The 21,387-nt window shown below is 61.3% G+C and carries 19 protein-coding genes, 1 pseudogene and 2 riboswitches; of the genes and pseudogenes, 7 read left to right on the top strand and 13 right to left on the bottom strand.

Annotated elements, in window-relative coordinates; all coding sequences use genetic code 11:
• Positions 1 to 61 precede the first annotated feature (61 nt).
• The 7 genes and pseudogenes from gcvH to WA904_RS22305 form a co-directional block, all read right to left on the bottom strand.
• Positions 62 to 430: a glycine cleavage system protein GcvH gene (gene gcvH, locus WA904_RS22335; RefSeq protein ID WP_425199319.1), complete on the bottom strand. Its 369-nt coding sequence runs from the start codon at positions 428 to 430 to the stop codon at positions 62 to 64.
• Positions 431 to 454: 24 nt separating this feature from the next.
• Complete coding sequence (gcvT, locus tag WA904_RS22330) at positions 455 to 1,606, bottom strand: glycine cleavage system aminomethyltransferase GcvT (RefSeq protein ID WP_425199318.1); 1,152 nt, start codon at positions 1,604 to 1,606, stop codon at positions 455 to 457.
• Between the two features lie 22 nt (positions 1,607 to 1,628).
• Positions 1,629 to 1,729: riboswitch (glycine riboswitch) on the bottom strand.
• Positions 1,730 to 1,752: 23 nt separating this feature from the next.
• Positions 1,753 to 1,853, bottom strand: a riboswitch (glycine riboswitch).
• Positions 1,854 to 2,121: 268 nt separating this feature from the next.
• Positions 2,122 to 3,399: a TRAP transporter large permease gene (locus WA904_RS22325; RefSeq protein ID WP_425199317.1), complete on the bottom strand. Its 1,278-nt coding sequence runs from the start codon at positions 3,397 to 3,399 to the stop codon at positions 2,122 to 2,124.
• Positions 3,400 to 3,433: 34 nt separating this feature from the next.
• Entirely contained in the window at positions 3,434 to 3,928 is a 495-nt protein-coding gene (locus WA904_RS22320; protein WP_425199316.1) for a TRAP transporter small permease, read from the bottom strand.
• Between the two features lie 85 nt (positions 3,929 to 4,013).
• A complete protein-coding gene (locus tag WA904_RS22315; RefSeq protein ID WP_425199315.1) occupies positions 4,014 to 5,000 on the bottom strand; it encodes a TRAP transporter substrate-binding protein in 987 nt (328 codons plus the stop codon).
• A gap of 56 nt (positions 5,001 to 5,056) precedes the next feature.
• A pseudogene (gene denD / locus WA904_RS22310) lies at positions 5,057 to 6,078 on the bottom strand (D-erythronate dehydrogenase).
• A 171-nt stretch (positions 6,079 to 6,249) separates the two neighbouring features.
• Complete coding sequence (locus WA904_RS22305; protein ID WP_425199314.1) at positions 6,250 to 7,275, bottom strand: acyltransferase family protein; 1,026 nt, start codon at positions 7,273 to 7,275, stop codon at positions 6,250 to 6,252.
• 298 nt (positions 7,276 to 7,573) lie between these two features.
• Here WA904_RS22305 and epsA point away from each other — a divergent pair, with 298 nt between their 5' ends.
• The 6 genes from epsA to epsG all read left to right on the top strand — a co-directional run bounded on the left by epsA (position 7,574) and on the right by epsG (position 14,380).
• Positions 7,574 to 8,362, top strand: a complete 789-nt coding sequence (gene epsA, locus WA904_RS22300; protein WP_425199313.1) for an XrtB/PEP-CTERM-associated transcriptional regulator EpsA — start codon at positions 7,574 to 7,576, stop codon at positions 8,360 to 8,362.
• Entirely contained in the window at positions 8,355 to 9,782 is a 1,428-nt protein-coding gene (locus WA904_RS22295; RefSeq protein ID WP_425199312.1) for an undecaprenyl-phosphate glucose phosphotransferase, read from the top strand. The genes epsA and WA904_RS22295 overlap by 8 nt, the downstream gene beginning before the upstream one ends.
• Positions 9,783 to 9,971: 189 nt before the next feature.
• The gene (epsL, locus tag WA904_RS22290; RefSeq protein ID WP_425199335.1) at positions 9,972 to 11,135 is read left to right on the top strand and encodes an XrtB/PEP-CTERM-associated polysaccharide biosynthesis outer membrane protein EpsL; all 1,164 of its coding nucleotides are present in this window, start codon (positions 9,972 to 9,974) and stop codon (positions 11,133 to 11,135) included.
• A gap of 52 nt (positions 11,136 to 11,187) precedes the next feature.
• Entirely contained in the window at positions 11,188 to 12,060 is an 873-nt protein-coding gene (gene epsE / locus WA904_RS22285; RefSeq protein ID WP_425199311.1) for a polysaccharide export protein EpsE, read from the top strand.
• 2 nt (positions 12,061 to 12,062) lie between these two features.
• Positions 12,063 to 13,451: a chain length determinant protein EpsF gene (gene epsF / locus WA904_RS22280; protein ID WP_425199310.1), complete on the top strand. Its 1,389-nt coding sequence runs from the start codon at positions 12,063 to 12,065 to the stop codon at positions 13,449 to 13,451.
• Positions 13,448 to 14,380 carry a chain length determinant protein tyrosine kinase EpsG gene (epsG, locus tag WA904_RS22275; protein WP_425199309.1) on the top strand — a complete coding sequence of 311 codons (933 nt, stop codon included), beginning with the start codon at positions 13,448 to 13,450 and terminating at the stop codon, positions 14,378 to 14,380. The genes epsF and epsG overlap by 4 nt, the downstream gene beginning before the upstream one ends.
• On the opposite strand, the gene WA904_RS22270 is transcribed toward epsG, so the two are convergent.
• A complete protein-coding gene (locus WA904_RS22270) occupies positions 14,343 to 14,744 on the bottom strand; it encodes a VanZ family protein (RefSeq protein ID WP_425199308.1) in 402 nt (133 codons plus the stop codon). The two genes, epsG and WA904_RS22270, sit on opposite strands and share 38 nt — an antisense overlap.
• Positions 14,745 to 14,788: 44 nt before the next feature.
• On the opposite strand from WA904_RS22270, the gene WA904_RS22265 reads away from it, so the two are divergent.
• Positions 14,789 to 15,559 (top strand): WecB/TagA/CpsF family glycosyltransferase, encoded by a 771-nt coding sequence (locus WA904_RS22265; protein ID WP_425199307.1) that lies wholly within the window; start codon positions 14,789 to 14,791, stop codon positions 15,557 to 15,559.
• Between the two features lie 37 nt (positions 15,560 to 15,596).
• Here WA904_RS22265 and WA904_RS22260 read toward each other — a convergent pair whose 3' ends face one another.
• The 5 genes from WA904_RS22260 to WA904_RS22240 are packed head-to-tail and all read right to left on the bottom strand — an operon-like array spanning position 15,597 to position 21,127.
• Positions 15,597 to 16,199, bottom strand: a complete 603-nt coding sequence (locus tag WA904_RS22260) for a serine acetyltransferase (RefSeq protein ID WP_425199306.1) — start codon at positions 16,197 to 16,199, stop codon at positions 15,597 to 15,599.
• Positions 16,187 to 17,197, bottom strand: coding sequence for an NAD-dependent epimerase/dehydratase family protein (locus tag WA904_RS22255; RefSeq protein WP_425199305.1), 1,011 nt, complete (start codon positions 17,195 to 17,197; stop codon positions 16,187 to 16,189). The genes WA904_RS22260 and WA904_RS22255 overlap by 13 nt, the downstream gene beginning before the upstream one ends.
• The gene (locus tag WA904_RS22250) at positions 17,194 to 18,885 is read right to left on the bottom strand and encodes an FAD-dependent oxidoreductase (protein WP_425199304.1); all 1,692 of its coding nucleotides are present in this window, start codon (positions 18,883 to 18,885) and stop codon (positions 17,194 to 17,196) included. The genes WA904_RS22255 and WA904_RS22250 overlap by 4 nt, the downstream gene beginning before the upstream one ends.
• Entirely contained in the window at positions 18,882 to 20,060 is a 1,179-nt protein-coding gene (locus WA904_RS22245) for a glycosyltransferase family 4 protein (protein ID WP_425199303.1), read from the bottom strand. The genes WA904_RS22250 and WA904_RS22245 overlap by 4 nt, the downstream gene beginning before the upstream one ends.
• A complete protein-coding gene (locus WA904_RS22240; protein WP_425199302.1) occupies positions 20,057 to 21,127 on the bottom strand; it encodes an acyltransferase family protein in 1,071 nt (356 codons plus the stop codon). Before WA904_RS22240 ends, WA904_RS22245 begins: the two co-directional genes overlap by 4 nt.
• Positions 21,128 to 21,387: the final 260 nt, after the last annotated feature.

Here is a 21,387-nt window from a genome sequence, read left to right as displayed (position 1 = left end):
GGGCGGTGAACAATGAGGCAAGGCTTCGACAGGCTCAGCTCGAACGGTGTGGCAGGTAGGTTTAGGCAGAGGCGGAGAAAGCGGTGTAGCTGGTTTCGTCCATCAAAGCATCAAGCTGGCCCTTGTCGGACAGCGTGACCTTGAAGAACCAGCCGGCACCGAGCGGGTCGGTGTTGGCCAGTGACGGATCGTCGCGCAGCGCTTCGTTGACTTCCGTCACCTCACCGCTGATGGGCATGTAGACGTCGGCTGCGGCCTTGACCGATTCGACCACGCCGGCGACTTCCTTCTGGGCCAGTTTGCTGCCCACAGAGGGCAGATCCACAAACACAACGTCACCCAGCGCATCCTGCGCATGGTGGGTGATGCCCACGATGGCGACGTCGCCTTCAACTTTGATCCATTCGTGGTCTTCGGTGTACTTGATCATGGTGCTCTCCAAAATAATAAAAATTCAACCGCGGAAATAGCGATTCGGGACAAAAGGCATGGCGCTGACTTCCATGGGGACGGGCTTGCCGCGCACGATGGCGTTCACGCGCGTACCGATGGCCGCGAATTCGGGCTTGATGTAGCCCATGGCCACCGGTTTGTCGATGCTGGGGCCCAGCAGGCCGCTGGTGACTTCGCCAATCGGCGAGCCGTTCGTGTCTTGCAAGGGCGTGTGGTCCCGCACGGGGATGCGCTCCAGGGCGACCAGGCCCACGCGCTTGCGTGTCAGGACGGCCGGATCAGCCAATTGGGCGAGCACCTTGTTGGCACCCGGAAAGCCGCCAGCCCGTGCGCCACCGGCGCGGCGCACTTTCTGGATGGCCCAGTTCAGGCTGGCCTCGACCGGTGTGGTGGTGGTGTCGATGTCGTTGCCGTAGAGGCAAAGTCCCGCTTCGAGCCGCAGGGAATTGCGGGCGCCCAGGCCGACCGGCTTGACTTCAGGCTGGGCCAGCAAAGCCCGGGCCAGGGTGTCGGCCTGCGCGGCAGGCACGGAAATTTCAAAGCCGTCTTCGCCGGTGTAGCCGCTGCGCGTGAGGAAGCAGTCGCAGCCGGCCACGGTAAAACGCCCACCGGTCATGAAGACCAGTTTTTCCACACCGGGCGCCATGCGTGACAGCGCGGTGACGGCTTGCGGGCCCTGCAGCGCCAGCAAGGCCATGTCGGGCATGGGAATGACTTCGCAGCGCGTGCCGATTTTTTGCTGGATGTGCGCGATGTCTCCGGCCTTGCAGGCGCCGTTGACGATGATGAAGATATCTTCCCCCCGGTTGAAAAACATCAGGTCGTCGATGATGCCGCCGTCTTCATTGAGCAGCAGGCCATAGCGCTGCTTGCCGGCGGGCAGGTCGATGACATCGACCGGAATCAGGGACTCCAGTGCGGCTGCGGCGTCGGAGCCCACCAGGCAAAGCTGGCCCATGTGAGAAACGTCGAAGAGGCCGGCGGCGCTGCGTGTGTGGTGGTGTTCGGCCATCAGGCCGGCCGGGTACTGCACCGGCATGGCGTAGCCCGCAAACGGAACCATGCGCGCGCCCAGCTCCAGGTGCAAGTCGTACAGCGGTGTTTTCAGCAATTCAGGGGCGATGGCGGACAAGGCGTTCTCCGGGGCAAACATACAACATGGCCATAAGCCATGGGCTGCCCCTGCTGTCCTCTTTACCTGAGAGATTCGCCTGGCGATGCAGGTTTGCTCCTTCGGTGGGCCGCCTCAAGGGGGCCTCTCTCCAGTAGGGAACGCCGCCTGGCAGGTGTTCGGCCGGGCGACGGTTGCCAGTCCTTTTGCCTGAGCGTTCAGAGCACCATTGGGGTGCCGCATGCGCCTTCGGCGGTTTTCTCGAGGAAAACTCTCTCCTGACCCGCCAAGTGTAGCCCAAGGCCAAAGCCAGCCGGTAGGCACGGCGCACAGGGCGAGGCGAAAACAGCTCGGGGGGCGGGTCTTTTCAAGCAGGGGCCGAGGGTCCGGCTTCGCCGGCCCGCAGGCGCAGCGCCCCCGAGGGGTTGGAGCCTGCGGCTCCAAAGCTGCTTGAGCAGCTTTGGACAGGCGACAGAGGCGAAGCGTCTCGCGAGCCGCGGCCTGCAAGGCCTCGGGAGCTACACGCAGTGAGCGACCGTGGGGGCTCTTTATTTGCTCTATTTGTTATAAACCAGGTCCCGCAAGGTCAGAGAGATGGCCGGGAAATAGGTGATCAGCATCAGGCAGGCAATGATCACGAGAACGAAAGGAATGAGGTGCTTGACGATGCGGTCCAGCGATATTCGCGCCACCGTACACGCTGCAAACAGGTTCACGCCGAAGGGCGGGGTGATCATGCCCAGCGCCAGGTTCACCACCATGACCATGCCGAAATGTACCGGGTCGATGCCGAAGTGCATGGCCACGGGCGCCAGGATGGGAGCCAGCACAATGATGGCCGCGCTGGTTTCGATGAACATGCCGATGACGAAGAGCGCGGCGTTCACGCCCAGCAGAAAAAGGGCGGGCGACTGCAGCACGGCTTCCAGCCATCGGCCGATCGCGTCCGGCACACCGGCGCGTGTGATCAGGAAGGCAAACAGCCCGGCATTGGCGATGATGAACATGATGACGGCACTGGAAATCACCGACTTGCGCAGTACCACGACCAGGTTCTGCAGGCTGATTTCGCGATAAATCACCACGCCCACCACCAGCGCATAAAACACTGCAACGGCGGCGGCTTCCGTGGGCGTGAAAATGCCGCCGTAAATGCCGCCGAGGATGATCACCGGCATCAGCAATGCCCAGCCGGCCTGCCAGGTGGCCTTGAAAAAACCCAGGCGGCCATCGCCATCGTTCTTTCCCCAGCCTTTGATCCTGCAATAGACGTAGACGAAAGCCATCAGCGACAGGCTGATCAGGATGCCCGGGCCGACGCCGGCGATGAACAGCTCGCCAATGGAGACTTCGGCGCTCACCCCATAAAGAATCATGGGAATGGACGGCGGAATGATGACGCCCAGCTCGGCGCTGGTGGCTTGCAGGGCAGCAGCGTAGCTGGTGGGGTAGCCATGCTTGATCAGCGCGGGTATCAGGATGGCGCCGACGGCAAAGGTGGTAGCCACCGAGGAGCCTGAAACAGCGGCAAAAATCATGCAGGTGAGCACGCAGGTCATGGGCAGGCCGCCCTGGACGCCACCCACAATGCTCTTCGCAAATTCCACCAGCCGGCGCGAAATGCCGCCGGTCTCCATCAGGTTGCCGGCCAGGATGAAAAACGGAATGGCGGCCAGCGGAAACTTGTTGATGGCGTTGAACATCTCCTTGACGGAGATCAGCATGTGGGCGTTGGACGCCTGGATGCCGAAAACGGCTGCGAGGCCGATGGACACGGCAACGGAGATCGTCAGTGCAAAACACACGATCATGGTGGTCAACATGACGGCGGTCATTGCGCAATCCTCGGGAAACAGGGGGTGGTCGTGTTCATGTTGCCGTTTCCAGTTCGTGGCGCTGGGGGTCGATCAGGTTGCCGATGATGCCGATGATGCAGAACATGCCGCCAATCGGCATGGCGACATAACCCCAGAACATGGAGATGGACTCCAGGCCGGCCATGGATTGCACGCGCCCGCGCAGGGCGTAGTCCCAGCCCCACCAGATGATGACGCCGACGAGGGCCAGGGCCGCCAGGCATACCAGCCAGTCCAGTACGCGCCTGATCTTCGGCGGGCTCCATCGGTAAAGCACATCCACGCTGACCATGGCGCCCTGGCGAAAGGCAGCCGGTATGCCCATGAAAACCATCCAGATCAGCGACAGGCGGATCAGGATTTCGGTCCACTCGGCGGGTTGCTCGAGCACGAAGCGCGTGATGATCTGAAACATGCCAAGGGAGGAGGCGATCACCAGCATGAGGCAGGCGATAAGCAGCGAGAGCCCCGTGGTCCAGCGTTCAAGTGTGAGAAAAGCGTTTTTCATGGGTCCGGATTTCATAAGGAAAACGCCCGCCAGCCGAATGGCCGCGGGCGTGTCCAGCTACAAAAAAAGTAGCGAACGTGGCAGCTTATTTGACGCTGCGGATCTTCTCGATATTGGCCTTGCCGAACTGCTTCTCGAACTCGGCATTGACCGGCGCCAGGGCGGCAACGAACTTGGCTTTGTCCACGTTGTCGATCACGGTCATGCCCTTGGCACGCAGGTCAGCCACACCCTTGGCATCGTCTTCGTCGACCCGTGCGCGGTTGGCCTTGGTGCCTTCGGCGGCGGCTTCGAGGAAGGCCTTCTTGTCGGCGGCGCTGAGCTTGTCAAAGACGCCCTTGTTCATGAGCCAGATGCAGGGCGAGTAAACGTGGCCGGTCAGGGACAGGTGTTTCTGCACCTGGTCGAACTTGGCCGCGATGATGACCGACAGCGGATTTTCCTGGCCATCGACCGTGCCCTGCTGCAGGGCTGTGAATACTTCGGGGAAAGCCATGGGCGTGGTGACAATGCCGAAACCCTTGTAGGCCGCAATGTGCACCGGATTTTCCATGGTGCGCATTTTCAGGCCCTTCAGGTCCTCGGGCGTTTTCACGTCGCGCTTGCTGTTGGTCATGTGGCGGAAACCGTTCTCTGCCCAGCCCAGCGCCTTGAAGCCCTTGGCGTCGAACTTGGTCAGCAGGTCCTGGCCAATGGGGCCGTCCAGCACGGCGCGTGCATGGGCTTTGTCACGGAACAGGAAAGGCACGTCCAGGATTTTGGTGTCGGGCACAAAGTTGGGAACAGGGCCGGTCGATGAGAAAGCCAGTTCCTGGGTACCGAGCTGCACGGCCTCGATGGACTCGCGTTCACCGCCGAGCGAACCGTTGTAGAAGGTTTGAACCTTGTAGCGGCCGCCGGTGCGTTTTTCCACTTCCCGGGCGAAGGTATCGATGGCCACCCCCTGATGGGAGTTCTGCGCCGTGGAGATGCTGATCTTCATCGTTGTTTGCGCGGCGGCACCGGCCACCAGGCCGAGCGCGAGCGTCAGGCCCAGTGCCAGTCTGGAAAGCGTGGGTTTAAAACAGGTCATTCATGTCTCCTCGGTGAAAAAGGGTTGAGGCAAAGTTGTCATACAACTTCTGATTCTCACCTGAGAGGCAGCCGCACCACATAGGGGTTTTCGCTTAAGTACTCGCCGATGATGGTGTCGAAATCCGCATCGGGCAGCAGGCCCAGTTGACGCGCCCGCAAAGCGTTGATGTTGGCAGGCCAGTTGGTCACGATTTTTGCAATCGCGGGGTCCGACGTCCAGTCAATCAGCGCCGCGACCTCTTTGCCTGCGACGCGTTCCAGCGCTGCGGCCATCTCGCCCGGTGTTGTCCTGAGCGCCGGCAGGTTGATGGCTGTGCGTGCGCCCCAGTCGGCGTCGCTGGCTTCTGCCGCCCGCATCAGTCCCTCGACGGTGCGACGGGGCGAGGACAGTGCCACCGGTGTTCCAGGGGCGACGGGACAGACAGCGCGAACGCCTGCCAGCGGCTCGCGAATCATTCCGCTCAAAAAGCTGGATGCGGCGCCGTTGGGTTTGCCGGGGCGCACGCTGACGGTCATCAGACGTACGTTGCGTCCCCGAATAAATCCCTTGCGCGCATAGTCTGCCACCAACTGTTCGCCGATGAACTTCTGGATGCCATAGCTGTTTTGCGGTGTCGGCAGCGTCGTGTCTTCAATCACCTCCGGCAGGGGTTGCTCCGGCGAGTTGCCGAAGACGGCCAGGGAACTGGCAAACACCAGGGTGGGAGAGGTCTGCTGCCGGCGGCAGGCCTCCAGCAGTGCACGTGTGGCGTCCAGATTGCTGCGCATGCCCAGGTCAAAGTCGGCTTCGCATTCGCCGCTGACCGCGGCGGCCAGATGAAAATCACGTCCGTGTTTTTCGTGATCACCTGGCTGGAGGCGCTGGCTGATTCGAGAAGGGCGTTCAGATCCCCTTCGATAGTCTGCACCCGGCTGTCGGCCAGCAGATCCGCGGGCGGTGCCGCACGATCAAGAAGGAGCAGACCGGTCATGGGTTGCGCCGGATGGCCGGCCAATGACAGGACGCCTTGCTGGAGCAGGGTGCGGGCCAGCCGGACGCCGAGAAAACCGGCGCCGCCGGTAATGACAATGTTCATGGAAGGAGCCTTTGCCTGTGCGTTGATGCTCATGCTCGCGAGGGAGCGTCTGCGCGGCAAGTCTAGCGCGAAGAGGCGGCACATGGGTTCGGCGTGTGCTGGACAAGCGGTGGCCCGTCATGCAGCCCGCGCAGCCATGGGCTTGTTGCCGGCGCCAAGTTCAAGCGCAGCTTAAATGGCCGCTTCCGTTCGGGTCATCGGGGCGGTTTTCACTTTGGAGGTGCTTCCCAGAAGCCAGAGGTTCAGGGTTTCATTGCGGCCGATGATTTGTGCGCAGACTATGGGACCCAGGATGCCGGCCACAACACCTGGCGGCAGCAGCGCATAGGTGTCGTTGACACCCATCTTGTGGAGGAAGATCCGGCTGCCTGCAGTGAAGAAGACATGCAGCAGGTAAATGGCAAACGAATACGCACCTATGTAAGCCAGGGGACGGGACTGCCAGCCGCTTCGAAGCAGCAGCACGCCGGCTGAAACGCCGATGGCCAATGAGACGAGCGCCGACACGGCATGTTGCTCCTTCGTGTATTGCGGAAGCAGCAGGACAACTGCCAAGCTCGCGATGAGCGCTGCTGCGGCCAGAAATCGCGGGACGGACCCGCGGATCTCGAAGCGTTTGCAGGCCAGGCCGGCGAGGAAAAAAGGCATCAGATAAAGCGCGCCCCGCACGCCAAAAAGGTGGGTGAAATCAGGCAGGGCGAAAAGTAGGGCGCTGACTCCCCAAACCAGTGCAAAACCGGCCGTCGTGGACAGGGCTTTCAGGTGTTCGAGAAGAATGACCACCAGAAAGATGACGAACAGCGCTTCAAGAAACCAGAAGTGCCCCACTGGCTGGATATGCAGCAGCCACCAGTTGTTCACGCTGGCGTTGGCGCCCGGTGTGAGAGCTTGCACGATGGCGTAAAAGGTTCCTACGGTCAGCAGGGGAAGCAGGAGACGCCTCACCTTGCCCTTGATGAATCCCGGTGCGTTCCCCTGGTAGGGGCGAAACGCGTAGACATAACCCGATATGAAAGAGAACAGCGGCATCCGGAAGTAGGCGAGCGTGTCGTTGAACGTTCCCAGCCAGTGTCCTTCCGGTAGTTTCAGGCCCTCTGCCGGCGTGGCGCCTACGGTGTGAAAGAACACCAGCAACATGCAGGCGATGCCCCGCAAGGTATCCACCTCCATGCTGCGTTTCATTTTCGTGCCTGCCATCAGTTCTTCTTCCTTTTTCCAAATCAAGCCGTCAAGGGTAATCCCGGTTGCGCCCGTATCGCGCTTTCCGCGTCGAAACTTGTGGGGTCAAACTGTTGCAACTCGTATCTGTATGGAAGTGTGCAAGTGAGGCTGACGTGAAACGTAAGCATTCGCCTACACGACGCTTGCCCGTTTCCTACGTCAGGTATGCGGCACGGTCGATTGCGCTTCGTGATGAGGTCCATCATTCTTCAGTGATGCTGCGCACTGCAGGGGATAGAGTTAAAAAATGAGCACAGGGACGCCGTACGCAACCATGAAAACCTACATGCCGTCCCAGGATGGCGATGCCGCGCGTTACCTGCACTTGATTGGACAAGCCGAAGCCCTTGAGCGCCACATCGATCTGCTGCAATGGTTGCAGGGAGAGGTGCAGGACTATCTGCCGCACGACATCCTGCTGACTGGGTGGGGTGACTTTCGTGAGGGCACGTTACGGCACGACATCCTGTCGAATCTGCCGGGCGCGCGGTCTTACAGCGCGGGCACGGACAGCCTGCACTTTCTGCTCGGCAAATTTCACGATCACTGGCTTGCGGCTGGCAGAAGGCCCTGCAGGGTGGACTTTCACGAGTTTGACTATTTGCTGGGCAGTGCCAGTCTGCCGGGGTCGTTCACTGCTGCGATGCGCGATATGCGTTCCGCACTGATTCACGGATTGTGTGACGAGAGGAGCGGGCAGGAGTGCCTTTATGTGCTGCTGGACTCGGAAGAAATCCCGGTCGAGCCTGCGAGCACGGCGCTCCGGGTGCTGATGCCTTCCATTGACGCGGCGTTGCGCCAGATCACCCTGCTACCGCAGCAGCGCAGTGCTGTCTCAAGGCCGGTACGAAATTTGCAAGAAGACGCCTGTGGCTTGAGTGAACGCGAAACCCAGATCATGGCCTGGGTGGCGATGGGGAAAACCAACTCGGAGATTGGAACCATTTTGAATATCAGCGGATTCACGGTGAAAAATCACATGCAGCGCATCTTCCAGAAACTCAACGTTTTCAGCCGCGCACAGGCTGTCTCCAAAATGAAGCAGGTGTCGCTCGATGGCTGATACCAATCAGGCTGCTTCCGCGTCGGCCTGGCTGAACAGCCGCGAGCCGCGCTCCGCGGGGCTGGGCAGGAGTAACGTCTTCACGGTGATTGAAGCCGCCCTGGACCCGCTGGTGCTGGTGTTCTCGCTCTGGGCGTTGGCCTTTCACTTCGAGAATTCGATAAGTCCGTCCTACCTGATCCTCTCGATCATTGTTTTTTCATTGACCTTCCCGGGAAGTTCGCAGCTTCGCCTGCCTATCTGGCGGGTATTTTTCAACATCGCGTTTCACTGGCTCTGGATTGCGGGCCTGTTGTTGCTGACAGGGTATGCAACGGAATCGTTCTACAAATTTTCGATGGCTGTTATCGGCAACTGGCTGTGGCTGGCCCCGGTGACCCAGGCGGGAGCGCACCTGGTGCTGAGGGCCGCAGCGCCGCAGTTGCTGAAGCTTCAGGGCCCGCCCTGCAAGGCCGTGATTGTGGGCATGAACGACCAGGGTGCTTCTCTGGCCGAACACATTACGGGCTCCCAATACTCGGGCATTGAACTCCTTGGTTTTTTTGACGATCGCGGTGAAGAGCGCAGGGGAATGCAGGGCGAGCATTCGCTGATCGGAAAAATAGACGAGTTGCCGGCCTACGTCAAACGGCACAAGATCCAGTTCATCTACCTGTCTCTGCCCATGGCCGCAAGGCCGCGCATCCTTCAGGTGCTGGACGGCCTCAAGGACACAACGGCTTCCATCTATTTTGTCCCCGACATGTTCATCACCGACCTGATCCAGGGCCGCAGTGATTCGGTATGCGGTGTCACCGTGATATCGGTTTGCGACACGCCGTTTCGGGGTGTCAATGGTGCGCTCAAGCGCGGCAGCGACATTGTGTTGTCGCTGCTGATCCTTCTGCTGATTTTTCCGGTCATGCTGGTGATCGGGTTGCTGGTGAAACTGGACTCGCCGGGGCCGGTCATTTTCAAGCAGCGGCGGTATGGTCTGGATGGCGAACAGATCCTGGTCTACAAGTTCCGTTCCATGGCCGTGACGGAAGACGGCGGCGCGATTCGCCAGGCACAGAAAAACGACTTGCGGGTGACGCGATTGGGGGCTTTCCTGCGCAAGACCTCGCTCGATGAGCTGCCGCAATTCATCAATGTATTGCAGGGACGCATGAGCATCGTGGGGCCCCGGCCGCATGCGGTGGCGCATAACGAGATGTATCGCACCCTCATCAAGGGCTACATGGTTCGCCACAAGGTCCGGCCCGGGATCACGGGCTGGGCGCAGGTCAATGGCCAACGCGGCGAAACAGACACACTGGACAAGATGCAGGCGCGAATCGACTGCGACCTGGATTACCTGCGCAACTGGTCCTTGCAACTGGATTTTTTCATCATCCTGAAAACAATACGCCTGGTCTTCAAAGACAGTTCTGCGTACTGAAAGCTTGCAAATTCATTAGGGCGAAAGAGCTATTGCTTCAGTCACATTCACAACCGTAATATTCATGCACACCATCTACCCGTATCTTCCGGTGCCCCGAGCGGGCCGCCCGGCGTTCACGTTTTGTCCTATCCGGCAAGGGGGTTTCCTTTGATCTCTTGTCGCATCCTCATTCCATTTCCGCTGGCTGTGCTCGGATTTGTTCCTTGCATGGTTCTCGCGGACGACCTTGACACGCTCCAGTTCCAGGCCGGCCAGTCTGTTGAACGCGACAGCAACGTGTTCCGGCTGTCGGATTCGGCCAATACGCAAGCCTTGATCGGATCGCCCACCCGCTCGGACACCATTGCAGTCACAACCTTGGGATTCAAGTTGAACAAGCCTTACGGTTTGCAGCGTTTCGAACTTGATGTCAACGCCCAGGACTACCACTACCAGCGGTTCTCTCATCTGGACTTCACGGCGCTCAACTATGCCGCAGCCTGGCGATGGAGCTTCACCCCGGCCCTGCATGGGAATCTGACTTCCGACCGGAAGGAATACATCGACACTGCGGCGGATGTGCAGAATTTTGGCCAGGTCAGCCATCGCACCACCCGTTCGACAGTGTTTGATGCCGAATACGAAATCGACGGCGCCTGGCGCCTGGTGGGCGGCATTTTTGATCGCAGCAGCAAGAGCAGCGAGGCCTCCACCTTCGAAGCGGATACCCATGTCGAGGGTGCTGAAGCCGGCGTGCGTTATGTCTTTCCTTCCAATACTTCCATGGCGTATCGCTTCAGGAACGGTGACGGCGACTATCCGGGTCGTCCCCTGTCACCGGTATTCGCCCGCAGCTTCAGGGATCGGGAACACGAATTCCGGCTGGATTGGGCGCCCACAGCGAAGACCATGGTGCGGGGCCGGCTGTCGCATTTCGACCGATCGCACGACGACCTTGCAGCGCGGGATTTTTCCGGCTTCGTGGGCCAGGTGGATGCGACCTGGGCTGTCACTGCCAAGACCTCCCTCGCGGCCGGCGCGGCACGGGAACTCGGCAGTTATCAAACAGCGACCACCAGTTATTTTGAAGGCCACCGGTTTTTCATTGGGCCGACCTGGAAGCCAACCGAGAAAACCGCCCTGCGGGCGCGCTATACCCACGGCGTGCGCGATTACAACGGAGCCCTTCCCGGTTTTGTGGAGAGCAATCGCCGAGATACCACGAAGCAGGCGTCCCTGGCATTCGACTGGATGCCCTGGCGCGCGCTCAAATTGACCGCGTCGCTTCAGCGTGACAGGCGCACCTCCAGCGAGCCGGGTTTCGATTACCGGAGCAATAAGGTCGGTCTCTCAGCTCTCGCCAGTTTCTGATGGGCCTGACAGCTTGATCTTTTTCTGCCATGACCATTCCAGAGGTATCCCCATGACACCCCGCATTCGTTATTTCGCGACAGCATTGCTGATTCTTTTTTCAACTGCAGGATTTGCACAGACTGCTGCTCCGCTGCAGGCCGCAGCTTCACCCGCCGCGGCTGCGGCGCCCGTCGAACATGCCCCGATGCCAGGCAAGCAGGACTACCGGCTGGGCCCTGGTGATGCCATCGGTGTTCAGGTCTACCAGAGCCCCGATCTTTCCGTGGACGCGCGTGTTTCTGAAAGCGGGGTGATCAGTTATCCCCTGGTGGGCAGCCTGCAGCTTGGCGGGCTGACCATCGCAGAGGCCGAGAAGAAAATCGCCGATGCCCTGCGTACCGGCGGCTTTGTCAAGATCCCGCAAGTCAACATTGTCCTGCGACAGGTGCGGGGTAATCAGGTCGCGGTCCTGGGGCAGGTGAGCCGGCCGGGCCGCTTTCCGATCGAGACCACCAATACACGTGTCAGCGACATGCTGGCCGCAGCAGGGGGCACGACCCCCACCGGTGACGACGTGCTGATTCTCACGGGCCAGCGCGATGGCAAGCCGTTTCGCAAGGTGATCGATATCCCGGCGCTTTTCCTGAACGCCAAGTCGGATGAAGACATCCCGGTGGCCGCCGGCGATACCCTGTATGTCAACAAGGCGCCCGTGTTCTACATCTATGGCGAGGCGCAGAAGCCCGGCCCTTACCGTATAGAGCGCGGCATGACGGTCATGCAGGCCCTGGCACAGGGTGGTGGCCCGACCGCGCGCGGCAGCCAGAACCGGCTGCGTATTCATCGGCGCGATGCAACCGGCAAGGTGGTGGAAGCCGTGCCTCAGCTCACCGACCTGGTCCGGCCCGAAGACGTGATTTATGTCCGTGAAAGCATTTTCTGACCATGACACTCCATCAATTCCTCCTGATATTGCGGGCGCGCTATCCGGTCGCCCTGTTCATTCTGGTCGCCACGGTGCTGGCCGCGCTTGGGGTCAGTTTGCTGCTTCCCGCCAAATACACGGCACAGACTGCGGTGTTGGTGGACATCCGCTCACCCGACCCGCTGGCCGGGACCGCAGTGCCCGGCGTCGTTGCACCAAGCTACATGGCTACGCAAGTTGACATCATCGGTGGTGATCGCGTGGCGCGACAGGTTGTCAAGACGATGAAGCTGGACCAGGCCCCGGGAATCAAGGAGAAGTGGCAAGAGGCAACGGAGGGCCGTGGGGAGCTCGACGCCTGGCTCGCCGGTTCCCTGCAGCAAGGGCTGGATGTGCGGCCCGCCCGGGAGAGCAATGTCATCAACATCACCTACAAGGGAAATGATCCTGAATTGGCTGCCGCAACCGCCAATGCATTTGCGCAAGCCTACCTGGACATCACCCTGGCGCTCAAAACCGAACCTGCGCGGCTTTATGCGGAGTGGTTTGACGAGCAGACCAAAGCCTCGCGCGCGAAGCTGGAAGAAGCCCAGGCCCGCCTGTCGCAGTACCAGCAAAAAGCCGGCATTGTTTCAAGCGACGAGCGTGTGGACTACGAAACCACCAAGCTGGCGGAAATCTCGTCCCAGCTGACTACCGTGCAGGGAGAAACCACGGACAGCCAGAGCAAACGCAATTCCCGCGGCGATACTGTCGCCGAGGTGATGCAGAGCCCCCTGATCAATGGCCTGAAAACCGACATTGCGCGGCTCGAAGCCAAGGTCCAGGAATCCAGGTCGCGCCTGGGCGCCAATCATCCAGAGCGGCAAAGCCTCGAAGCCGAACTGGCATCCCTGCGCAGCCGCCTGGCCAGCGAAGTCGGGCGTGTCACGAATTCGATCGAAACGACCTATCGTGTGGGCAAGGACCGCGAACGGGAGCTGCAGGGAGCGCTTGCGGCGCAGAAAGCACGGGTCATGCAGCTGAACAAGGAGCGCGATGAGCTGAACGTGTACCGGCGCGATGTCGAGTCGGCCCAGCGTGCCTACGAGACGGTGACCCAGAGCGCGTCGCAGACCCGCCTGCAAAGCCTGTCCAACCAGACCAATGCCGTCCGCCTCAACACCGCCACGCCGCCTTCTGCACCGTCCAGCCCGAAGTTGCTGCTCAATTTGCTGATCGCTGCTTTTGGCGGAACCCTTCTGGGAATTGCCTGCGCGGTATTGCTTGAACTGATGAACCGCCGGGTGAGGTCTACCGAAGACCTTGTGCAGATGCTGGACCTGCCGGTGCTGGCCAGCATTGTTTCCAGCGCGGGCACGGCCCGGTTGCCCGGCTCGCATCGTCTCACACTAGGAAGGTCCACATGAACAGAGCTACGCCCCAGATGATCAGGTCAGTGCCGCTGACCGTGCCCAGCAAACCCGCCACGGGCGCCGGGCGTTCCATCGGCACCATCCTGGTTGATTCGGGACGGCTTTCACCGCCGGATGCCCAGCGCATCCTGGATTTCCAGCGCGAACGAGGCGTGCGTTTCGGTGATGCCGGCATTGCCCTGCGCCTGTTAAGCGATGACGATGTCCGGTATGCCTTGTCCATCCAGTTTGGTTACCCGTATCTGGCCCGCGGCAGCACCCTGAGCCGGGAGCTGGTGGCGGCCTACCAGCCCGGTAGCCGACCTGTGGAACAGCTGCGTGAGCTGCGCAGCCAGTTGATGCTGCGCTGGTTCGATACCGGCGCAGACCGAAGAGGACTGGCCATTGTCAGCGCGGGAGCCGGCGACGGGCGAAGTTATATTGCCGCCAACCTTGCCATTGTTTTTTCACAACTGGGAGAGCGCACCCTGCTTGTTGATGCCGACATGCGTGCGCCCCGCCAGCATCACCTTTTCAATCTTGGCAGGACAGCGGGTCTGTCGGACATGCTGGCCGGCCGCGCGGGCCTGGAGGCGGTGGTTGGCATTGAAACCCTGCAGGACCTGTCGGTGTTGCCTGCGGGCGCCATTCCGCCGAATCCGCAGGAGCTGCTCGGCCGCCAGGATTTTTCCAAGCTGCTGCAGTCTCTGGGCGAGGATTTCAGCGTCATCATTATCGACACGCCGCCTGCCAGCAAGTGCGCGGATGCCCACACGGTGGCGGTGCGTGCCGGCGCTGCACTGGTGGTGGCGCGACAAGACAGGAGTTCTGTGCCGCAGCTGGCCCAATTCACGAACGGCCTGCGGCAGTTTGGTGTGGCCCTGATCGGCTCGGTTCTCAATGATGTCAAATTCGCCGCTGCATCAACCAGTGCCTCCAGCTGAGCGCAGCCGCGGCAAGCGTTCCGCCTGCGGCATCGGCCATGAGATCGCTCCAGCTGGCTGTCCGGCCTGGCAGATAGGCCTGGTGCCATTCATCCATGACGCCGATCATGAGCGCGCCTGCGATGCAAGAGAAGGCCCTGGACCAGCCACGCTTGCCGGTCGCGAGGCCGAAGGCCCCACCCATCCCTGCAAAGGTCACCACATGCGCCAGTTTGTCCCATGGAGAAGGAAACAGTCCCACGGCAAAAGCCTGGGCGCCGAGTACATACAGGCCCGTCCCGGCCAGAACCACGGTCATGGCGGCGAGCAGGCGGACGTTTCTCCGCAAAGTCTGGTTACCGGGGATGTCTGTCTGGCTTTCCATCAGAAACATGCCTCTGGGGCCCCATCTGCGAACGGGAGGGCCGCATGATGCGCGGTGACCTGGATGATGCCTGCACGGACTGGCGGGAACGCTGGGATTGTCTGGTTCGCAAAATTGAGCGTGTGCAGACCGCGGCGCAAGAGAAGCAACTGCTGGCGCGGTTGGGCCAGCCTGACGGTCCGTTCGTTCTGGCTTTCGCCAACGCGCATGCCATGAATTCTCTGGCCAACTCCGTCCCCTTTTTTGATGCCTTGCGTTCGGCAGACATGGTGCTCCGGGACGGTTCGGGCATGGCCACGCTGTTCAAGTTGCTGCGCCTGCAGCCCGGGCTCAATCTCAATGGAACCGACCTGATCCCGCAACTGATTCGGCAGTTCGACGGCCGCTGCATTGCTTTCTATGGAACGCAGGAACCCTATCTGCAACGTGCTTTGCAGCTGGGTGCGCGGGAGTTTGCCCCGAACAGTCGCTTTGTCAGTGCCCATGGTTTTCATGATACCGGCGTTTATACAGGTCTTGCCCTTCTGCACCAGCCCGCCCTGATCGTGCTCGGCATGGGGATGCCGCGGCAGGAAGAGGTGGCAGCTGCCCTGCGTTCGGTTCTGACTTTTCCCTGCCTTATTGTTTGCGGTGGGGCCATCATTGATTTCCTGGGGGGAAAGACGCCTCGCGCCCCGATGTGGATGCGCCGCAAGGGCCTGGAGTGGGCCTTCAGGCTGGGGATGGAACCGCGCCGCCTGTTCCAGCGTTATGTGATCGGCAATCCCCTGTTCCTGACGCGGGCCCTGCGTCTGGCATCCCTGCGCCGGGCCTGAGTCCCGTCCTGCGGCCCCGGGCCTGGAGCCGGCGGGGTCAAGGTGCAGGCGCAGGATTGTCGGAGGGCGGCTCCCAGCGGTTGTCCACATCGGGCGTGCAATCGTCCTTGACTATTTTCCCCGGGTTACCCATCACTACGGAGCGAGGCGGAATGCTCTCGAGAACATAGGCGCCGCCGGCTATCCGGCTGCCCTTGCCGATGGTGACACCGCCCACCACAATCGCGTGCGGACCGATCCAGACCTCGTCTTCGATGACCGGGTAAGTAGTGAACCGGAGCCCTTCACTGTCGATTTGATCTCGCTGCCCCAGGGTGACGCCGTGAAAAAGGGTCACATTGCTGCCTATGCGCGCATCCGCCGTGACCACAATTCCGCGTCCATGGGTCAATGCCAGCCCTGCTGCAACAGGCGTGCGCCAGGGGATTTCAATACCCGCCCACTGGCTTGCGAGGCCGTGCAACAAGCGCGCCGGGACAAAGAAGACCCAGCGCAGGGCAGAAGGGAGTCGCTGCGTGGCCTGGCAGCAGCGCAGGGTGACCACGACGCGGTACGCCTGGCGGAAGAAGAGGCCCTTGAGCACCAGCCACCAACTGAACCGCCCAAACTCGCGGTAGGTATCTGCTTTCAATGCATCCACAGCGGTTTGCCCATCACTTTCCCGGAGGGGCTGTACTTTCCGGAGAACCAGGCCGCCGAACTTTGCAGGCCTTCCGGATAAGGTGTCCATGTCAGGCCGAGAGTTTGCGCGGCGCGGCTCGCGTCGAGGTGAATATGTTGTGTCCACAGCCGGAGCAGCCCCGGCGGCATCGGACTGGGCAGGGTGGCGTGTTCTTTTCCCAGAAGCTTCAGCAGCGGCTGGGCCAGCTTCAGCGGCGGCCCCGCCAGCCAGGCGTCCAGCTGCAGTTGCCGCCGTGAAATACGCCTTACTGGCGTGGCGCCCAGCGCAAGCGCCAGGTCCACGAAGAAGTCGTTCCAGCGCGGGCTGTCGGGGGCCGCCAGGTTGAATGCGGGCGATAGCCCCGGTTCGATCGGCAGTAGCAACGCAGCCATCAGTGCCTGGCAAACGTCGTCTACATGAACCAGGTTCGACCATCCATCACCTGCGGTGCCCAGATCCCCCAGGCGCCCGGAATGCAGCCATCGTCCTATCCGGCCCACCCAGAGTTCGCTGCCCGGCCCGAAAACACAACCGGGCCGCAGGATCACTGCCGCACCGCCCTGGCGCACGTAAGTCGCCAGATGTGCTTCGGCCTCGCACTTGGCGCGCCCGTACCAACCCAACGCTGGATCGAGCGGTGCGTCTTCGCGAACCTCGCCTTCCGCCGGTCCGTAAACCGACATGGTGCTCAAGTGAACAATCTTCGGACAGCCGGCGGCCAGGCCGGCTTGCACGAGTGCGTCCGCACCTCTGGAGATGGAGATGGCGTCACCGGCGACACAATTGACCACCGCGTCAAAGTTCTTGAGTGCCGTCGTGAGGGCAGGAACATCACACGTGTCCAGTGTCATGGCGTCAGCAGAAGCGGTTACATGGCTGCGGGACGCACCCACGGGCAGCGCCCAGCTTGCGCTTTTGAGCAACTCCATGAGCCGGTGGCCGATGTGCCCGGTGGCACCCAGTACCAGTACCCTCATGCAGCCACCTCTAAGAGTTCGGTGGGATGGCCGGCCTGCAGCCTGCGCGAGAGTGTGTCACCCAGCCTCAGCGACAGGGCCAGGAGTGTGAGCGTGGGGTTGGCCTGGCTGGAGGTGGGAAATACCGCGCTGCCCGCGATGAAAAGATTGTGTACGGAATGCACCTGGCAGTCGGCATTGACGACACTGGTGCGTTCGTCGTGGCCCATGCGTGTGGTGCCGATGTGATGGCCTCCATAGGCCCCAAAACGCATGAGGTCTTCCTCCAGCGTTGATCGGTTGTATTCAAGGCGGGCGGTGCCGCTTTGCTCGAATTCCCGGGCGAAGACGTCCAGGGTCTTCCGGACGGACTCGATGTCTGCCTGGCTGTAGCGCCAGTCCACCCGCAATTGCGGCATGCCAAGGGCGTCCATTTTTTCGGTGAGCATGACGCGGCTGCCGGCCTGCGGTAGTTGCTCCCCATGCATCTCCAGGCTGAAGCGGTTGGTGCGGTTGCGCAGGATCACTGACGGGAATTTCCTGCTCGCAAGGGTTCGATGGGTCAGCCAGTGGCCCAGAAAGGCGGCGGTGTCGATGGGATCGGTCACCACATTGAGCAGATGGCGTGCATAGGTGCCCAGCGTGGGCGGTTTGCCGTCGTTCAGCCGTTTGCTGTATTCGTAACTGATCAGCTTGCGAGCCAGAAACAGCCCGGACAACACGCCGCTGCGATGCGTGGGGTCGGTGATGCGCGGAAAATGCAGGCGGCCGACCGCGTTTGCCAGCCCCAGATGCCGCTGCTCGCTGGCTGTGACTGACAGGCGTCGCCGGCAATATACCCCTTCGGGTGCGAGTTCGTACCCATGCCGCACCCCGCCTGGCGCTCCATGGATGGTCAGCATGCCGACGTTTCCGGCAATGTGGCACATGTAGTAGCGGCCCACCACGTCATGGTGATTGCCTATGCCTGCAGGCGCCACATCACGCGAAGCCAGCAGCAGGCGCGCAGTTTCCAGACCCCCCGCAGCCAGCACGGCTGCGCGGGGTGCCACCGCAAACCGCTTGCCGGTCAGCGTGGCCACCTCGATCGTGCGCACGGCACGGCCGTCCGGTTGCAGGCGAATGCCGGTGCAATTGGCTCCGAGCAGAACTTCTACACCGGGTGCCAGCTGCAGCCGCTTGGCATAACGGGTTCCGAAATGGGTGGGACAGGAGAAACGTTCAAGTCCGCTTGTGCGGACCCGGGGGCTGTTAAAGCCACGGATCAGGGGGGCGACATCCGGGCCAAGCGCCTCCTCGGCGTTGTAGCTGAAGCGGCCGGCCTCCGCCAGGGCATTGGCCTCAGGATAGTAGGGCAACAGGTCTTCATACGACAGCGGCCAGCCGCTGTGGGGGACGTGGTCGCGTCCCTCGAAGTCGATCGGGTCAAACGGCATGCAGCGTCCACCCCAGATGGCAGTCGATCCACCCAGGCGCCGCTGCCTGTACTTGTCCGGTGGACTGTGCAGGTGCTTGTCGGCAATTTCTCCCTCATAGAGCGATTGGGTTTTTTCATCCGCTTTCAGAAATCCGGATTCCAGCATCAGCACTGAAAATCCTTTCTCCGACAAGGCCAGCGTGAGCGCGATACCGGCCGGACCGCCACCCACGACGCAGACGTCGGCCTGCAGGCATGCACCGTGGGGGATGCTGTTGGCGCTGGAAATCAAAATGAGGCCTCCTCGATCGGTGTGCTGCTTTCCAGCGGCTGGCCGGCAATGCCGAAATGGCGACTATGGATGCGCGCGATGCTGGCGGAAAAGCGCCTCAGTGAAAACTGCAGGTCATAGAGTGCGCGGCCATTACGCTCAAGGGATTCCCTCAGCGCGGGCTCCCGCAACACGCGCTGCAGGGCCGCAGCCAGCCCGGCCACATCGCCGGGCTGGACGAAGCAGGCATTGACACCATCCGTCAGTACGAAAGGGATTTCCCCGACCGGGCTGCAGACAACGGCCACGCTGTTGGCCATCGCTTCCAGGATGACCAGGGGCAGGCCTTCGTCGTAGGAGGCCAGCACCAGCGCATCGGCGCGCGCCATCAGGCGCGACACCTGCTGCTGGTCCGACCATCCTGCAAAGCGGACAAAACCGTCTATGCCCAGTTGTCGTGCCTTCTCCTGGTAGCTCCCGACGTCGCCGCCGCCGGCAAAGGTCACTTCCAGCCGGGCCGGATCAAAACCGGGCACAGCCATCGCGTTCAAAAGGTCGGACACGCCTTTGCGTTCCGTCAGATTGCCGACAAAAAGGATGCGTTGCACATCCTGCGCGGCCGCGTCGCGCCGCGGCTCGGTGGGCTCCGGAACACCATTGATGACAACCTCGATGCGGCTGGCGGGGACCTTGAGTTCCTCACAGACAAAGCGCCGTGCTGCGCTGCCCAGTACCACACAGCAGGAAGGCAGGGAAAAAACCCAGCGTGCCAGAGCCTTCAGCGGACGCGGCCAGACCCGATAGGCGTGGTGCAGCTGTGCCGCGTGTAAATGCAGTACCATCGGCACACCGAGGGCACGGCACAAGACGATGACCGCGGCTTTTCTGAAAAAACTCAATCGTTCGGCCATATTCACGTGCACACCGGCCAACAGCCCATTGAGCTTTCCACGCAAGATTTTCCCCAGTGCCGCCGCCAAGACCCAGGAGGAATAGAGTGCGTTTGCACCGCCGCGGGTGTCCAGCGGCCGCAACTCGGCCGTACCGGCCGGCGGATTGAAGGCTTGCGCCTGAATGAGGTAGTCCGCCACCTTGAACATGCCGCCTCCCTTGGGCGTCCAGGGGCAGGCAATGTAGATGTAGCTGCCGTCACGTGTGTGTGCGGATGCAGGGGATGTCGATTCATTTGTTGTCATGGTAATTTCCCGGGGTGCGGGTAAGAGAGCACCTGCGGCCTGAAGAAGGTGCGTTTGAGAAAGGTGGTCACGGGTCGTTCCAGCCACAGATAGGACATGCAACCTGCGACAAGCACCGCAAGGCAAACGGCAGGGACGATCACCAGGCTGCTCTGCACACCGAGTTGTCTGAGAACCAGCACAGCGGCAGGAACCACGAAGGTGTGCGAGAGGTAGATGGAATAGGAGGCATCGCCCAAAAAGGAAAGGTTGGCGGCAAGACGGGTGCGTGCTGTCCAGGGCTCCAGCCAGACAGCCCCCAGGACCACAAGCGCGGCTCCCGTGCCCCAGGTCAGGAAGCGGTCCGAGGAGGCATCTCTGCCCAGGCCGAACATCAGCACCAGGCCGGCCAGGATAGCCAGCGGCCCCATGGCCGGAGACACCTTGCGATAGTGCAGCCATGCATGGGCGATACAAATCCCCAGGATGAACTCGAACACGATGGACTGTGCATAGAAAGCCAGCGGGACAAACTCCGGGGCAAGACGCCCGGCGAGAAAAATCAGCAAAAAGGTGAACAGGCAAAACCTGAGGCGTGGTGCCCCCAAAGCCAGGGCCAGGGCGAAGACGGCGTAAAAAAACATTTCGAAATTCAGCGTCCAGCCGACCGGGAGCGCAGGTTCGATCAGTCCCCAGGGGCTGACGGCCGGGATGAAGAGCAGCGATGCTGCCAGGTGTCCGGACTCTACCGATGACCTGGCTGCCAGGCCGGGAAGCACCAGCAGCAGGGCTACCTTGAGAAATGTGTAGAACCAGTAGAGTGGCGCAATTCGCAGCAGCCGGCGTTTCATGAATACCCAGGCTGCCTGTAAACGGGAGGGGCCGTCGGATGGGGAAGCGCGGGTCGACATGGCCATGACAAAGCCGCTGATCACGAAAAAGATATCCACGCCGGCTGAGCCGTTCGCCCAGTAGTGGCCATGTCCCTGGCCGGTCATATGGATCGAAATGGCCTGCGTGGTGTGCATCACCACCACCAGCATTGCTGCGACGAACCTGAGGATCTGAACACCGGCGAACTGCGTCATACACGATTGACGGGTGTGTGCATGGCCCTAGCGTCCTGTCCCGCAAGTAAAGGCGATATGAAATCGCCCAGTCAGCCGCCATGCGGCGTTGCTCGTCGTTGCCATAGCTACGGCTATGTCGCCTTCTCGCGCTTTGCCTGACAGCTGACTGGACAATTTCATTTCATCACCTTATTTCCGGGACAGGACACTAGCGGACGGCGTTCCACGCCGTTTGCGGAAATGGACCCAGGGGTTCCCGGAGGATGCGGCTGGAGATG

It is taken from the genome of Polaromonas sp. (genome assembly GCF_049790275.1).
In the GTDB taxonomy this organism is placed as follows: Bacteria; Pseudomonadota; Gammaproteobacteria; order Burkholderiales; family Burkholderiaceae_C; genus Polaromonas.
The sequence above is the reverse complement of the archived record's forward strand: the minus strand, read 5'-3'. Positions and strand labels throughout refer to the sequence as shown.